This window comes from Arthrobacter sp. NicSoilB4 (assembly GCF_019977335.1).
Classification (GTDB): Bacteria; Actinomycetota; Actinomycetes; order Actinomycetales; family Micrococcaceae; genus Arthrobacter.
Genome location: NZ_AP024653.1, coordinates 631034 through 645392, shown reverse-complemented (window position 1 = coordinate 645392; position 14359 = coordinate 631034). Strand labels below are relative to the sequence as shown.

At 65.1% G+C, this 14359-nt stretch carries 17 protein-coding genes and 1 tRNA gene; 9 read left to right on the top strand and 9 right to left on the bottom strand.

The window, feature by feature from the left end; all coding sequences use genetic code 11:
- Positions 1–27 precede the first annotated feature (27 nt).
- From LDO13_RS03025 to LDO13_RS03010, 4 genes are all read right to left on the bottom strand, one after another.
- Entirely contained in the window at positions 28–447 is a 420-nt protein-coding gene (locus LDO13_RS03025; protein WP_224048597.1) for a hypothetical protein, read from the bottom strand.
- Positions 440–952, bottom strand: a complete 513-nt coding sequence (locus LDO13_RS03020) for a flagellar export chaperone FliS (RefSeq protein WP_224048596.1) — start codon at positions 950–952, stop codon at positions 440–442. The genes LDO13_RS03025 and LDO13_RS03020 overlap by 8 nt, the downstream gene beginning before the upstream one ends.
- Positions 949–2280, bottom strand: coding sequence for a flagellar filament capping protein FliD (fliD, locus tag LDO13_RS03015; RefSeq protein WP_224048595.1), 1332 nt, complete (start codon positions 2278–2280; stop codon positions 949–951). The genes LDO13_RS03020 and fliD overlap by 4 nt, the downstream gene beginning before the upstream one ends.
- A gap of 188 nt (positions 2281–2468) precedes the next feature.
- The gene (locus LDO13_RS03010) at positions 2469–3308 is read right to left on the bottom strand and encodes a flagellin (RefSeq protein WP_224048594.1); all 840 of its coding nucleotides are present in this window, start codon (positions 3306–3308) and stop codon (positions 2469–2471) included.
- A gap of 278 nt (positions 3309–3586) precedes the next feature.
- Between LDO13_RS03010 and LDO13_RS03005 the strand changes: the two genes are divergently transcribed.
- The 4 genes from LDO13_RS03005 to LDO13_RS02990 are packed head-to-tail and all read left to right on the top strand — an operon-like array spanning position 3587 to position 6794.
- Positions 3587–4075 carry a flagellar protein FlgN gene (locus LDO13_RS03005; RefSeq protein WP_224048593.1) on the top strand — a complete coding sequence of 163 codons (489 nt, stop codon included), beginning with the start codon at positions 3587–3589 and terminating at the stop codon, positions 4073–4075.
- A 10-nt stretch (positions 4076–4085) separates the two neighbouring features.
- A complete protein-coding gene (flgK, locus tag LDO13_RS03000; RefSeq protein WP_224048592.1) occupies positions 4086–5495 on the top strand; it encodes a flagellar hook-associated protein FlgK in 1410 nt (469 codons plus the stop codon).
- Positions 5496–5499: 4 nt separating this feature from the next.
- On the top strand, positions 5500–6390 hold the full coding sequence (gene flgL, locus LDO13_RS02995) for a flagellar hook-associated protein FlgL (RefSeq protein WP_224048591.1): 891 nt from the start codon (positions 5500–5502) through the stop codon (positions 6388–6390).
- Positions 6387–6794, top strand: a complete 408-nt coding sequence (locus LDO13_RS02990) for a flagellar assembly protein FliW (protein ID WP_224048590.1) — start codon at positions 6387–6389, stop codon at positions 6792–6794. Before flgL ends, LDO13_RS02990 begins: the two co-directional genes overlap by 4 nt.
- 28 nt (positions 6795–6822) lie before the next feature.
- Here the strand turns inward: LDO13_RS02990 and LDO13_RS02985 are convergent, their stop codons facing one another.
- The 3 genes from LDO13_RS02985 to LDO13_RS02975 all read right to left on the bottom strand — a co-directional run bounded on the left by LDO13_RS02985 (position 6823) and on the right by LDO13_RS02975 (position 8553).
- Entirely contained in the window at positions 6823–7368 is a 546-nt protein-coding gene (locus tag LDO13_RS02985) for a hypothetical protein (RefSeq protein ID WP_224048589.1), read from the bottom strand.
- 235 nt (positions 7369–7603) lie between these two features.
- Entirely contained in the window at positions 7604–7906 is a 303-nt protein-coding gene (locus LDO13_RS02980; RefSeq protein ID WP_056741192.1) for a DUF4193 domain-containing protein, read from the bottom strand.
- Positions 7907–8061: 155 nt separating this feature from the next.
- Positions 8062–8553 (bottom strand): GyrI-like domain-containing protein, encoded by a 492-nt coding sequence (locus LDO13_RS02975; RefSeq protein WP_224048588.1) that lies wholly within the window; start codon positions 8551–8553, stop codon positions 8062–8064.
- A gap of 167 nt (positions 8554–8720) precedes the next feature.
- Between LDO13_RS02975 and LDO13_RS02970 the strand changes: the two genes are divergently transcribed.
- Positions 8721–8861, top strand: a complete 141-nt coding sequence (locus tag LDO13_RS02970) for a hypothetical protein (protein ID WP_224048587.1) — start codon at positions 8721–8723, stop codon at positions 8859–8861.
- Between the two features lie 18 nt (positions 8862–8879).
- Positions 8880–9173, top strand: a complete 294-nt coding sequence (locus tag LDO13_RS02965; protein ID WP_224048586.1) for a hypothetical protein — start codon at positions 8880–8882, stop codon at positions 9171–9173.
- 193 nt (positions 9174–9366) lie between these two features.
- Here LDO13_RS02965 and LDO13_RS02960 read toward each other — a convergent pair.
- Together LDO13_RS02960 and LDO13_RS02955 are read right to left on the bottom strand one after the other, a co-directional pair.
- Positions 9367–9443, bottom strand: a tRNA-Thr gene (locus LDO13_RS02960).
- A gap of 158 nt (positions 9444–9601) precedes the next feature.
- Entirely contained in the window at positions 9602–10492 is an 891-nt protein-coding gene (locus LDO13_RS02955) for a DsbA family protein (RefSeq protein ID WP_224048585.1), read from the bottom strand.
- A gap of 274 nt (positions 10493–10766) precedes the next feature.
- Between LDO13_RS02955 and LDO13_RS02950 the strand changes: the two genes are divergently transcribed.
- The 3 genes from LDO13_RS02950 (at position 10767) to ugpC (ending at position 14318) form a co-directional block, all read left to right on the top strand.
- The gene (locus LDO13_RS02950) at positions 10767–12176 is read left to right on the top strand and encodes a trehalose-6-phosphate synthase (protein WP_224049645.1); all 1410 of its coding nucleotides are present in this window, start codon (positions 10767–10769) and stop codon (positions 12174–12176) included.
- On the top strand, positions 12166–12978 hold the full coding sequence (gene otsB / locus LDO13_RS02945) for a trehalose-phosphatase (RefSeq protein WP_224048584.1): 813 nt from the start codon (positions 12166–12168) through the stop codon (positions 12976–12978). Before LDO13_RS02950 ends, otsB begins: the two co-directional genes overlap by 11 nt.
- Before the next feature lie 257 nt (positions 12979–13235).
- Positions 13236–14318: a sn-glycerol-3-phosphate ABC transporter ATP-binding protein UgpC gene (gene ugpC, locus LDO13_RS02940; RefSeq protein ID WP_224048583.1), complete on the top strand. Its 1083-nt coding sequence runs from the start codon at positions 13236–13238 to the stop codon at positions 14316–14318.
- Positions 14319–14359 lie beyond the last annotated feature (41 nt).

Here is a 14359-nt window from a genome sequence, read left to right as displayed (position 1 = left end):
CTATTTCGGCTCAACTTAAGAGGCAGTTCAGCCGTTTACGTCGAGGTAGACAGCACCGGAGGGATCCCCGACGCCGGGAACGGAGGTGACCGCGTGCAACTGCTTCGCGACCTCCAGTCTGGCTTCCTCGAGCCTCTTGGCGACGCGTTCCTGGGCCGCCGAGAGCGCGAGGGCGCGGCGCCGGGCTTCGGCCGGCAGTGCCCCGGGAGGCACCGGCGGCTGCCAACGCTCCTCCGGCAGGGGCACCGCCCCGGACTGGGGCGCGGCGGACAGCGGGCCGAGCGGGTCCTTCAGAGTGCGCTCCGCGGCGCCGACAGCCATCTCGAGCACGTCCAGGATGGCATTCCAGGCCGCCAGGGCGGTGTCCGCGGGCGTACTCAGGGTTGATTCGGAGTACTGGCTACCGGCTCCCCCTAAGCCGGTCACCACGTCCGTTTGGTTACCCAAAGCCGAGGCTCCCTCCACCTGTTCCGGGCCGGGTGTTCCAGGCGCCCGCCGAGGCAAAGCCTGTGGGGGCGGTTGCGAATGCAGCCGGACCTGCCGGCGCCGGCGCGGGAATCGCGGCGGCGGCCTCATGCCAGGCCTGGCGCAGGGGTTCCAGGAGTTCCATGGCTTCACGGGTCAGTGCCGGATCGCGCTGGATGTTCGCGTTGACCAAGGCGGTGAAGGCGTAGTTGTACAGGCCAAGGAGGCCGTCGGCACCGTCCCAGGCGTCCGTCTTGAGCGAGGAGATGAGTTCGGCGATGATTGCTTGGCCGTGCAGGAGATTCTCCGAAGCGACGGGCCAGTTGGCTGATTCCTGTGCGGTCTCTGCCCGGCCAAGGTCCAGCATGAGTCGGTCGTAGAGCATCGTGAGCAGCCGTGCCGGCGGGGCCGAGAGGACGGAATCGGCTAGGTACTGGTTCCGCTGGGCGGCATTGCCGTAGCCGCTGCCGAAGGACGCTGTGGTCATGCTGAGTTACTTCCTGAAGAAAGGCCGCCGAGCTGCGCGCTGAGCCAGGACTGCTGCGCCTTCATGTTGCTCAGCGCCACTTCGAGGCCCGAGTACGTGCGCTGCAGCGTGGCCTTGCGGGATTCGAGCCTGGTGTCCCAGTCGCTGATCCGGTCCGCAAGGTCACGGACTTCGGACTGCTGACCGGTGATCTTCTTGGTCAGGGTGCCGTCGAACTTGTCCGAGGCATTAGTCGCAGCCGCGGCGATACGCGTGGCGATCTCCTGGACCTTGGCGGCGGTGCCAGCCGGGTCCGAAGCAAGAGCCGCCGAGAACTTCTTCTCGTCAAATTCCATGGTGCCGGTCTTGGTGATGCTGATTCCAATTTCCGACGGCGACCGCGGCGGAGTGCCCACCGGCAAGGACGCGGCGGACAGGATGCTCTGGTTCACGGAGCGCACCGCGCTGTCGCCGGCCAAGATACCGGCAGTGGTTGAGGTGCCGCTCGTGTTGGTGGTGCTTGTGACGGCGGTCTTGCTTGCCACGTAGGAGAAGATGCCATTGACGCCTGAGACGAGGTCGGAGGCGAGCTTGGTGATGCCCGCGTCGTCGCGGGCCACGGTGAGCGTGACGGGAGCAGCTGTCACGTCTTTTGCGGTGATGGACACACCGGGCAGCAGGTCGGTGAAAGTGTTCGTCGATGACTTCACCACCTGGGCTGCCGTGGTTCCGGGCCAAAGTGAAATTTCGGCGTCCTGCGCCGTCTTGACGTTCGCGTAGGCGGTGCCGGGATCGCTGATGGTGAAGGAACCGGCTTCGCCGGACTTGGTGGCGGTGAACTGCAGGCGGTATTCCCCACCACCGACGGCTACCTTGCTGGCTGTGACGCCGGCTCCGGCCGCGTTGACAGACTTTACGACGTCGTCGAGGTTGCTCGAGAGCGGCTCGATCGTGTAAGACTGGCCACCGCTGTTGATGGTCATGGTGGTGTACGGCCAGCCGACCACTGCGTTCACTATGGGTGTGACGGTGATTTGGGTCTGCGCCAGCTTGGTCACCTGAAAGTCGAGCGCACCGGCTTTGGCGGCGGCCGTGGTGGTGGCCGTGACCTTGTCGCTGCTGGTGGTTGCGGTGTTGAGGTCCAGGGCGCCGGGCTTGGCTGCGGCGGTGGACTGGGTGGCGAGCGCGGCAACCCTGCTGTTGAGGCCCTGCAACGCTGACACCATGGACTGAAGGTCCTGGGACTTGTACTTCAGCAGCGTTTGCGGGACGGCCTCAACCTGCATCACGGAGCTGATGAGCGCGGTGGTATCGAGCCCGCTGGCTAGTCCGTCGAGTGAGATTCCCATCGCTGCCTTTCATTGCCGCAAATGACTGCTGGTGCCAAATATTCGGAAGTTCAAATGTTGCGCGTAAGGGCCGGACGATGGATTACTCGCATCGTCCGGCCCTTCCGCAGGAACTTGATCGGGATTAAGTCTTCGTCCGATCAGGGTGGCAGCCTCATTTCTGGACTACCGGACTTGCCGGAACCGGTTTAGCGCAGGAGCGAAAGAACGCCCTGGCTGGACTGGTTTGCCTGGGCCAGCATTGCGGTGCCGGCCTGGGACAGGATGTTGGCCTTGGTGAACTTGACCATTTCCGAAGCCATGTCGACGTCGGCGATGCGGGACTGAGCGGCCTGCAGGTTCTCACCGGCGATGTTCAGGGTCTTGACGGCGTGCTCAAGGCGGTTCTGGGTTGCGCCGAGGTCCGCGCGCTGGGTCGAGATCGCTGCAATGGCGGTGTCGAGCGTGCCGACCGTGGTCTGTGCCGCGGCGTTGTCCGTAACGCTGAAGCCCGTGGTAGTTCCGTCGCCGAGGCCGACAAGCGTCGTCGCAACGTTGGCAAGGTTGACCTTGATCGTGTCGTTGGCAGTGCCGCCGGTGCCGACCTGAATGTTCAGGGTTGCGGGCGTGCCCGACAGGAGGCTGGTGCCATTGAAGTTGGTCGACTTCACCATGCGGTCCAGCTCCGCGCCGAGGGCGTCGCCTTCCTTCTTGATAGCGGTGCGGGCAGCGCCGTTGTTCGTATCGTTCGCACCCTGGACAGCAAGGTCACGCATACGCTGCAGGATGGAGTGCACCTCGGTCAGGGCGCCTTCAGTCGTCTGGATGACGCTGATGCCGTCCTGGGCGTTGCGGGCGGCCTGAGCCGAACCGGTGACCTGCGACTTCAGGCCCTCGGAAATGGACAGGCCTGCTGCGTCATCGCCGGCGCGGTTGATGCGCAGGCCGGTGGACAGCTTCTCCAAGGACTTGGAGAGGTCGTTCTGCGTGGCGTTGAGGTTGCGGTAAGAGTTGTTTGCCGCGAGGTTGTTGTTAATAACGAAGCCCATGATGTTTCCTCCGTGATTTGGGACTGTAAGCGATGGCCCATCCGTGGGCCTTCAGGAGTAGTTATCGCCCTTTCGGAAGCACAGGTAAGGAAAAATCCAAAATTCTTTTCGCGACCGCCTTCCCTTCCATTCCGCCTGTAATCCGCTTTATTCCCGCTAACGAATTCCGCTCCCCTGCCGATAGTTTCTACGAACCCTGCTGATGGCTGCAGCCGACACCTTATGTACTGCATGCCCGGCACCACCGCGTTAGTCACTTTGAGGGAGCCGTCCGGACCATGGCCATCCACGAACTTTCAGCCCTGCTGTGGCGGGAGCGTGAACTCCTGGACGTTCTCACCTTCAAGCTTGAGGAAGAGCAACTGCTGCTCACCTCGGGCAAGTCCCGCTGGCTGCCCCACGGCACCCGGGAAGTCGAGCAGGTCCTCGGGCACCTGTCCCAGGCGAGCCTGGCGCGCACTATCGAAGCCGCCGTCGTCGCCGAGGTCTGGGGCCTCCCCACCGATGCGACCCTGGCTGAACTGGCTGCCGCGGCACCGGAAGGTGCCTGGGCCGAGATCCTCACCGCACACCTCACCGCCTTGACCCGCCAGACGGCCCTGATCAAGGAGCTGCGCGACTCCAACGAGCAGTACCTGCGTACCGCTGTCCGCTCCACCCAGGAGTCCTTGGCCGATCTGCGCCCCGCTGCCGCGGCCGGCACCTACGACGCGCACGGCAAGACCGGGGACACCGCCGGCTCCCGCATCTTCGACAAGCAATTCTAAGGAAGCGACAATGAGCACCTTTGGCGCCCTGAACACCGCCTACCGTGGACTGACCGCAGCCCAGCAGGGTATGAACGTGGCCGGGCAGAACATCGCCAACGCCGCCACCGAGGGGTACACGCGGCAGCGCGTCGACCAGTCGTCTGTGGCAGCGCCCGCCCGTGGACTCTTCAGCGGCGGAGCGTTGCAGGCGGGCCAGGGTGTGTCCGTGAACGCTATCGCCCGGCTTGGCAGCAGCTTCCTCGACGCCGGAGTCCGCTCCGCCGGCGCCCAGGCCGGCTACGCCAGCGTCCGCTCCTCCGCGCTGCAGGGCATCGAGGGCATCCTGCAGGAACCCGGTGACAACAGCATCTCCACCGCGTTGCAGGGCTTCTGGTCAGCATGGCAGGGCGCGGCAAACCAGCCGGACAAGTCCGGTCCCAAGGGTTTGCTGCTGAACGCTGCCAATTCCGTGACGGACAAGATTTCCTCCGCCTACAAAGCCCTCGACTCGCAGTGGAGCAGTGTCCGGGGCGAGGCACAGGACACGGTGGCGGCCGTCAACGCAGCAGCCGCCCAGGTCGCTTCCTACAACACGACCATCCGTTCCACCCTTGCCGCCGGCGGATCGGCCAACGAGCTGATCGACGCCCGGGCCAAGCTCACGGACCAGATCGCCGGCCTCGCCGGCGGCACCGTCCGCGAACAGCCCGACGGCACCGTCGATGTCCTTGTTGGCGGAAATGCCCTCGTGACGGGCGGATCCGTCCGGACCCTGGCCCTCTCCGGCACTCCCGCCGACCGGATGGGAACGTCGGTGCAGCTTCGCTGGGAAAACCCGCCCGGCATCGCAGCCCCCGACGGCGGCGAACTCGCCGGCGCCCTCGCCGTTCTGGCTCCGGCCTCCGGAGGTACGGGCGGCGCCATTGCCGAGGCAGCCGAGTCTTACAACAGGTTCGCGACCGCTCTCGCAACGGCGGTCAACGACGTCCACCAGGACGGAGTCACCGGCGCAGGCGCCTCCAACGTCGACTTCTTCACGATCGTCGGCACGGGACCTGCCGCGCTCAGCATCTCCGGCCCTACCAGCACCAACAACATCGCCCTCAGGTCTTCGGCGGGCGGTGCACTGGACACCAGCATTGCGGACGAGATCTCTCAGCTAGGCACCGGCGCCGGCTCTCCCGACAGGATCTGGTCGGGCATCGTCACTGGAATCGGCGTCCAGTCCCGGGGAGCCCAGCAGCACGAGGCACTCACCTCCGCCGCCCAGGCCTCCGCCCTGACCGGCCGCGCGTCCCAGGCTTCCGTCAGCCTGGACGAGGAAAACGTCAGCCTGCTCACCAACCAGCATGCCTACCAGGCCGCTGCCCGCGTAATGACCGCCGTCGACGAGGCCCTTGACGTCCTGATCAACCGCACCGGATTGGTAGGAAGGTAGACCCATGCTGAACCGCGTAACGAACCTGACCATGAGCGCGAATGCCCAGCGGACCCTGCAAACCCAGCAGTCCAGGCTGTCCGAACTGCAGGAAAAAGCCACCACACTCAACAAGATCTCCCGTCCCTCGGACGATCCTGCGGCGACCGCCAAGGCGCTGGAGACCCGCTCCCTTCTTGCGGCCAACGCCCAGTACGGGCGGAACATCGACGACGGCAACACCTGGCTGACGGCAGCGGATTCCGCGCTCGAGCAGGCCACCAACGTGATGCACCGGATCAAGGACCTCACCGTCCTGGCAGGGAACGGCTCGCTGAACCAGTCCGGCAAGGATGCCATCGCCGTCGAACTGGAGTCCCTGAACAAGGATCTGGTTTCGATCGCCAACAGCAAGCACCTTGGCCGGAACATCTTCGCCGGGAACTCTGATAACCCCGAAGCCTTCAGCGGCGCAATTCCTCCCGCGTACAACGGCGCCGGCCTCAGCCCCGTCGAACGTCGCTTCAGTGCGACCCAGACGGTTCGTGTCGACGCCGACGGCCAGAAGGTCTTTGGCAGCGGCCCGGGATCAGTCTTCGCCTCCGTCAAATCCATTGCCGATTCGCTGAGGGGCGGAACGGCCCCCAGCGAATCGCAACTCGGCAACGTGGGTACTTGGTTTACCAGCATCGTCGACGGCCGTGCTGAGATTGGAACACGCCAGGCGCAGCTGGAACGCGCGGGCAACGTCAACACAGAATTGGAGGCCACCTTGGATGCCCAGCGGACTGGCATTGAAAAGGCAGATCTCGGCAGTGTCATCATGGAGCTGAAGCTCCAGGAAACCAACTATCAGGTGGCTCTGGCCGCCACGGCACGGGTTCTGCAGCCCACGCTGATGGACTTCCTGCGATGAACACGCCTGTGGCTGACGCGCCCGTCACCAACACCCCGGTGACGTTCATCGCGCCCATGCCGGGCCTCGAGAAAGTCCAGGACTTCGCCCTGCGCAGCGTCGAAGGCGCCGCAGGTCTCTACGCACTCGAAGCCGGGTCACCCAGCCCGGTCCGGCTCTTCCTCGCCGACGCTGCCGTGTTCGTTCCGGGGTACGCCCCATCGATTCCGGAGGCCACGTTGCAGGCCCTTGAGCTGGAGGAGGACCAGGAGGCTCAGGTCCTCGTGGTGCTCAACCACTCCCCCGCCGCAACCACGGTGAACCTCATGGCGCCGATTGTGTTCAACCCGGCGACACGCCGCTGCGCCCAATTGGTCCTGGACGGCCGCGAATATCCGCTCCGGGCGGACCTCAACTCGCTCTAGCCGGAATCATCCCGCCTGCAGCCACGCCTCACCAGAAATGCGCGACGTCGATCACAAGCCGTGAGCCTGCGTCCGGCCCGACCAGGGTGAACACGCGGAACGGCAACCGGGCCCGGACTCCAAGGCCAAGGGTTGAGTACCCCTCGAAGCTTCCCGCCCACGCCACCTGCCGGAACGTCTGGTAGCCGGTGACGTCGGTCAGTTCATTCGGGTTTGCCGGGTTGTACGTGGCGTTGCCGCTGTCGTCATAGGCCGGGGCGTTGACAGTGACCTGAAGGAAAGCCTGGCCCCGCAGCGCGACCGGGAGGCCGGAACCGTCCTGTGTCACTTGCGGCACGTAGCGGACGGTATTGCCCCCAGCCGGCCCGTTGAGGTCAATGACCAGACGGTCGAAGCAGTAGTGCTGGCCGGTGCGGACGTTCGTCACTTTGGCCTGGCTCATGGCGGGGTCCTCTTTGGCCAGCGACCCCCACACGAGCCCGCAGTACGGCGCTGCTGATGCGGGTCCGGGCGCCACGAGCCCCGATCCGACAGCCAACAGGACCGCTATCAACCACACCCTGAACTTCTTCATTTGGGCCGCCCCTCAAGCGCTGAGATAGCTCCAGAATAGGAGCGATTCCTGCCCGAATCGAGGCCCTGGGCCGGATCGGCGTCCAACCGTTAAGCGGGGCGGCTCCGGGTCACGGGACGGTTGCGCCGCCGTCGTATCCCGTTCGCGGAAGCCCGTGGAAACGGCGAAGCGCCGGTCCCCGTGCGGGTTCCGGCGCTTCGCTTTGCCTTAGTGGTGGTGCGCGGTGGAAGGTCCCCTAGCCTTCGCAATCGCGGCAGTACTTCAGGCCATTCTTTTCCTTGGCCACCTGGGACCGGTGACGGACCAGGAAGCAGGATGAGCAGGTAAATTCGTCGGACTGCTCGGGAACAACAATGACCGTCAGTTCCTCGCCGGAAAGATCGGCACCGGGAAGGTCGATGCCTTCGGCCGTGTCGTTCTCGTCGACGTCGATGACAGCAGTCTGCGCGCCACCGCCGCGGGACGCCTGAAGGGCCTCCAGCGACTCAGCGGGAGACTCTTCTTCTGTCTTGCGTGGTGCGTCGTAATCGGTAGCCATTTGGGGGTTCACTTTCGTTGCTGCGCAGCGCCATTTCAGGCACCTCAGTGAAGCAGTTTAGGACATTATGCACGCAGTTGAAGAATAGTGTGGTTAAACCGACACTTTGCGTCGCCCGGGTAAATCCGGAGCGCCCCTGGCGCAATGCGGACCCGTCAGGCCACCGGCCAGACGATGAGTGTCTTCCACTTTGCCGGGTCAGGCTCGGCGGCCGGGTCGCTGAGGTAGTACTCCCACATCATGTCCCCCGGGGTCAGTCCCTCGGCCCGCATTTTCCCCGTGATGGCGCTGTACGTCTCCGGTAGTTTCTCGTACGGCCCCACGTGCATCGCTTCCATGGCGCGGCCGGCGGGAAGGGATCCCGCTGTCACTCCCCCTTCGCTGCCCGGCCACGGCAGCGGCGCCGCCACCGGAAAGCCCGCCTCCACGTCGACGACGTCGGTCGGCATCCCGTGGTAGAGGGCGAACGGCGGGCCGGCCAGTTGGACCTGCTGCTGTTCTGCCACGGCCAGCACGGCCTGGTAGGCGCGGCCAAAGAACTCTTTCAAGGTGTTCATTGGAACGGATTCGCGCAGCACCGCCGTCGGCTGTTCGTCGAGTTGGGTGGACTTGATGTCCGGCGTCTTTTCCGGATTCGCTTGGGTCATGAGCCCAGACTCCGCCGCACCGTTTCAGCGGTCTAGGGCCTAACGTCCCGCTGGCGCAACGCCCTGCCGGAAACGCAAACCCTGCGGGGACATGGATACGATGCACTCGGCACCCTCCAACGCGAGACCGGAAGGCGGCGGTGCCTGCTGACGTTTGGGGGAACACAGTGAAACGACGTACGGGAATCTTTCTCGCCGCGACAGTCCTGATCGTGGGGGTCTCGTTCTTCCTCATCCGGGCCGCCGATGACCGGACCACCGACGACATGATCTCCCGTGCCGACCGTCTCGCGATCCCGTCCAATTGAACCCGACAGGACACCATTGTGCGAAGGGAGCAGTTCCTGTGTATCAGTACCAACCCGTGTCCGAGCATCGCCCGGCGGTGGGACACCGGAACGGAGCTGACCCCAGCGGACCTCCAGGCCATCGCTGCACCGGCATCCCTCGTCCTGAAGATGGACGGGACCTGCCAGCGGCGCCCCAATTCCGGCGGCAATGTCCCTGTCTGCACCGGCACCGCAACGGACGGCGACTACGACTACAGGCTGGCCGTGGCCAGTCCCGGCCCGGGGGAACCGGTTGAATTCATCCTTGAGGTCAAACCAGCCAGCGGGTAACCGGGAAACTGGCACTAGTCGATGCCTAAGTACTCGCCCGCTGCCCTCTGGGAATGATCATGAACGGCGCCCCCGCACGGGCTGTCTTCGTCTGGAACGGACAACGCGGGGCGGCGGCCCTGCATCTCTGCGCAGCCTTTTCAGGCATGAAAAACCCCCCATCCCGGGCACATCGCCGGAATGGAGGGATGAGTGGGGCCCCCTGTCGGATTCGAACCGACGACCCCCGCTTTACAAGAGCGGTGCTCTGGCCAACTGAGCTAAGGAGGCATTCCTGCGCGCCAGCCGGCACCGGGCCGCAAAGGACCTGGCGCGATGGCGCTAGATAAGGTTAGCCCACGGATGCCCGGTGATAAAAACAGCCCGGCCCCGGACGAATCCGGAGCCGGGCTGTTTCTTATCACCGGGCAGGCTGTGGGCTGGGCCCTTTACTGCTTCGCGTCGATCGCGGCCTGCAGGAACTGCTCGAACGGGGTCTGGGCGCTCTCGCCCTTGCCCCACTGCTGGCCGTCAACGAAGACGGTGGGTGTGCCGGTGACGCCGATGGAGGCAGCCTGCTGGGTGGTGTACTTGACCCACGGGCGGAAGGTCTTCTGCTCCACGCACGTATCGATGCTCTTGGCCCCGACGTCGGTTGCCATCTTCTTCAGATCCGCATCCGAGATGCCGGCGCCGCCCTCTTGGGGCTGCTTCTCAAAAAGCACATTGACGAAGTCGGCGTACTTCTCCGGCGATTCGTTCACGACGCATGCCGCCGCGTTGGCCGCGCGGGAGGAGTAGTTGGTGGTGGAGCGGGTGTCCAGGAAGCCCAGCGGACGGTACTCCACGGTGATCTTGCCTTCGTTGCGAAGGTTCGTGAGCGTCTCGTTGTACTGGGTCTCGAAGTTCTTGCACACCGGGCAGATGAAGTCGATGTAGAGAACCACCTTGACCGGCTTGCCGGCCTCGGCTTCGGCGCCCGGCGCCGTCACCACTGCCGGCGGGGTTGCGGCCGGAGCGGGAATGTCGGCGATCCGGACGGTGGCGGGTTCCGTCTTCGCCACCTCGGTGTTGGCCAGCAGCGTCACGCCGCCGTAGACGTTGCCGTTGGCAGGGGTGGGTCCCTCGTCCGCGACCGGCGCGTTGTTCTGGATGTTTGAGGTAACCACCAGCGCCACCACAACAATGATGGCGACGACGGCGACGACGATGCCCCAGCCGATGAGCAGCTTGTTGCGCTTGTCCTTCTTCAGCTGCGCCTCGCGGATCTCACGGGCTTTCTCGCGGGCCGCGGCAGTTCGCTCTGACTTGGACTGACGGGGTTCGTTTGCGGGGCTCATTGGTTCCTCGGGTCGATCGGCCTGTGGTGTCCACTGGGTGGCAATTCATCATTTTAGGGGAGAAAACTGGGAAGTTGCGCTTTCAACCTTCCCCCACGCGTCCCAACGGACGAATAGCACAGAAGATTCCGCACGGCTAGGGTGGATAGGAGCCACGAGCAATCCCCAGGGGGCACCAATGCAGGCCACAAAACACGCCGAATCGGATCCAAAATCCGCAGACGAGTCCGCGCACGGCACCAGCAGCACCGATCCGGACGCGCAATATGACTTCATGGTGGTGTCCAACCGCCTGCCTGTCGACCGGTGCTCCCCGGATGAGCCTGGTTGCGAGGACGGCTGGCGCCGCTCCCCCGGCGGCCTGGTCACGGCCCTTGCACCCATGATGACAAAGACCGACGGCGCGTGGGTGGGCTGGCACGGCGCACCGGACGAGCACCTCCAGCCGTTCACCCACGGCGGCATCGACCTCGTTCCGGTCCAGCTGAGCACGCAGGACATCGAACTCTTCTACGAGGGCTTCTCCAACGCCACGCTCTGGCCGCTTTACCACGACGTGATTGCGCCGCCGGAGTTCCACCGGACCTGGTGGGACTCCTACCGCAAGGTCAACCGCCGGTTCGCGGACGCTGTCATCCACCACGCCAGCCCCGGCGCCACGGTCTGGGTCCAGGACTACCAGCTGCAGCTCGTTCCGAAAATGCTCCGCGAGGCGCGCCCGGATCTCACGATCGGCTTCTTCAACCACATTCCCTTCCCGCCGCCGGAGATCTTCGCGCAACTGCCCTGGCGCCGAGCCATCATCGACGGCCTGCTGGGCGCGGACCTGGTGGGCTTCCAGCGCAGCAGCGACGCCGGCAACTTCATGCGCTCGGCCCGCCGGTTCCTCGGCGCCAGCGTCAAGCAGCAGCAGGTCCACGTCAAGGGCACCGACGGCGAGACCACCCACATTGCCCGCGCCCAGGCCTTCCCGATCTCCATCGATGTCAAAGCGATCAGCGAGCTGGCCGGCAACCCGGAGATCATCGAGCGCGCCAAGCAGATCCGCCGCGACCTCGGCAATCCCAAGACCATCCTGCTGGGCGTCGACCGGCTGGATTACACCAAGGGAATCCGGCACCGGCTGAAGGCCTACGAGGAGCTCCTGCAGGACGGCGAGGTCACTGTGGAGGACGCCACCCTGATCCAGGTGGCCAGCCCCAGCCGCGAGCGGGTGGAGCAGTACCGCCTGCTGCGCGAGGAAGTGGAAGGCACCGTCGGCCACATCAACGGCACCTACGACACGATGCAGAACACCGCGGTCCGGTACCTGCACCACAGCTACCCGGTCGAGGAGATGGTGGCGCTGTACCTGGCGGCCGACGTTATGCTCGTCACGGCCTTGCGGGACGGGATGAACCTGGTGGCCAAGGAGTATGTCACGGCCCGTACCAACAACGACGGCGCCCTGGTGCTGAGCGAGTTCGCGGGCGCCGCGGACCAGCTCAAGCAGGCCCTGCTCATGAACCCGCACGACATCGACGGCCTCAAGGACACCATCATGAGGGCCGTGGACATGCAGCCCGCCGAAGCCGCCCGCCGGATGCGCGCGATGCGCAAACAAATCCTGGACCACGACGTCGATCTTTGGTCCGCCGACTTCCTGAACGCGCTCAAGGAAAAGGTGATCCGCGATGACTCCTGAGCTATCACCGGAGCAGACCCCCCTTTCGCTCTCCCCGGACCTGCTGGAGGCAGTGCACGCCATCGCCGCGACGGAGCACCTGCTCGTCGCTATGGATTTTGACGGCACCATGTCCCCGCTCGTGGACCATGCCGGGGACGCACGCGCCCTCCCCCGCTCGGCAGCGGCTTTCGCCGCCCTCACGGAACTACCGCGGACGACGACGGCGCTCATCTCCGGCCGGGCGCTGGACAGCCTGCGGGCGGTCGCCTTCCCCCCGGAGAAGACCCTGCTGGTCGGCAGCCACGGCGCGGAGGTCTGGATGGGACCCGGTTCCTCGAAGCTGGAACTCGACGACGCCCGGCGGGAACTGCTCGCCCAGGTCCGGCGCGAGCTGGAGGGCATTGTGGAAGAGGCGCCAGGCACCCTGCTGGAAGACAAGCCGGCCGGCGTCGTACTGCACACCCGGCTGGCCACGGCGGACGTCGCCGAGGACGCCGTCGCGGCGGCCCGGGCCGTCCTGCAGGACCGGCCCGGCGTCTTCCTGAAGAGCGGCAACCGTGTGCTGGAGACCTCCGTGATCCATGCCTCGAAAGGGGAAGGCATAGCGTTCCTCCGCCAGGCGACAGGCGCGACCGCCACCATCTTCGCCGGCGACGACACCACCGACGAGGACGCCCTTGCCCGGCTGCTCCCAGGGGACCTCGGCGTGAAGGTGGGCCTGGACTTCACCCAGGCCCAGTTCCGGGTCGAGGCTCCGGTCCACGTGGCGGAGTTGCTGGAAGCCCTGCTGCGGGAACGGAAGAGCGCCCTCGGCCTCTGATCTCTAGCTCATGCGGGCCCGGTAGTCGGCCGAATCACATGTGACATCTGTAACATTTTGGCCCATTTGCCATAAATCTGACATACTCTGGTTGTGATGTGGCGCACAAGTACCGTGCGGCGTCATTGGATACTCCTCGGCTTCGGCCGGGGAGTATGCGCACGATCAGGTGCTGACAATTGAATTAACAACTGAAGAATAAGACCATTCACTACGGATCGTCCGGCACGTACCTGCCGGTGAAGGGATTGATAACTGTGGCTACAGTTACTTTTGATAACGCAACACGTCTGTACCCGGGCACGGATAAGCCCGCTGTTGACAAGCTCAACATTGAAATCGCCGACGGCGAATTCCTGGTCCTCGTTGGACCCTCCGGCTGTGGCAAGTCGACCTCCCTACGAATGCTTGCAGGTCTTGAGGACGTCAACGCCGGCCGGATCCTGATTGGCGACCGCGACGTCACCGACGTTCCCCCCAAGGACCGCGACATCGCCATGGTTTTCCAGAACTACGCGCTGTACCCGCACATGACGGTTGCCGACAACATGGGCTTCGCCCTGAAGATCGCCGGCGTCAGCAAGGAAGAGCGCGCCGAGCGTGTCCGTGAAGCTGCCAAGCTCCTGGACCTCGAACCGTACCTGGACCGCAAGCCGAAGGCACTCTCTGGCGGCCAGCGCCAGCGTGTCGCCATGGGCCGCGCCATCGTGCGTAACCCGCAGGTCTTCCTTATGGATGAGCCGCTGTCCAACCTTGACGCCAAGCTGCGCGTGCAGACCCGCACCCAGATCGCGTCCCTGACCCGCCGCCTGGGCGTCACCACTGTCTACGTGACCCACGACCAGGTCGAGGCCATGACCATGGGTGACCGCGTCGCCGTGCTGAAGGACGGCCTGCTGATGCAGGTCGACACCCCGCGCAACCTGTACGACAAGCCGAAGAACGTCTTTGTCGCCGGCTTCATCGGCTCCCCCGCGATGAACCTGCTCGAGCTTCCCGTCGTCGACGGCGGCGTCCAGTTCGGCGGGACCGTGTACCCGGTGCCGCGCGATGTCCTCGAGGAAGCCCACGGCCAGACTGTCACGGTCGGTTCCCGCCCGGAAGACCTCGAGACCGCACCGGAGGGCGAAGGCCTGCACGTTGAGGTCGACGTCGTCGAGGAGCTCGGCGCCGACGCCTACGTCTACGGCCACACCACGCTGGACGGCCAGAGCCACGACATCGTGGCCCGTGTCGACGGCCGCCGTCCCCCGATGAAGGGCGAGTCCATCTGGGTCCGTCCGCAGTCAGGCCACGTACACCTGTTCGACACCAAGACGGGTCTGCGCCTGGGCGACTAGTCCCCACCGGCACAGCACTACGCACCCGACGGCGGTCCTCC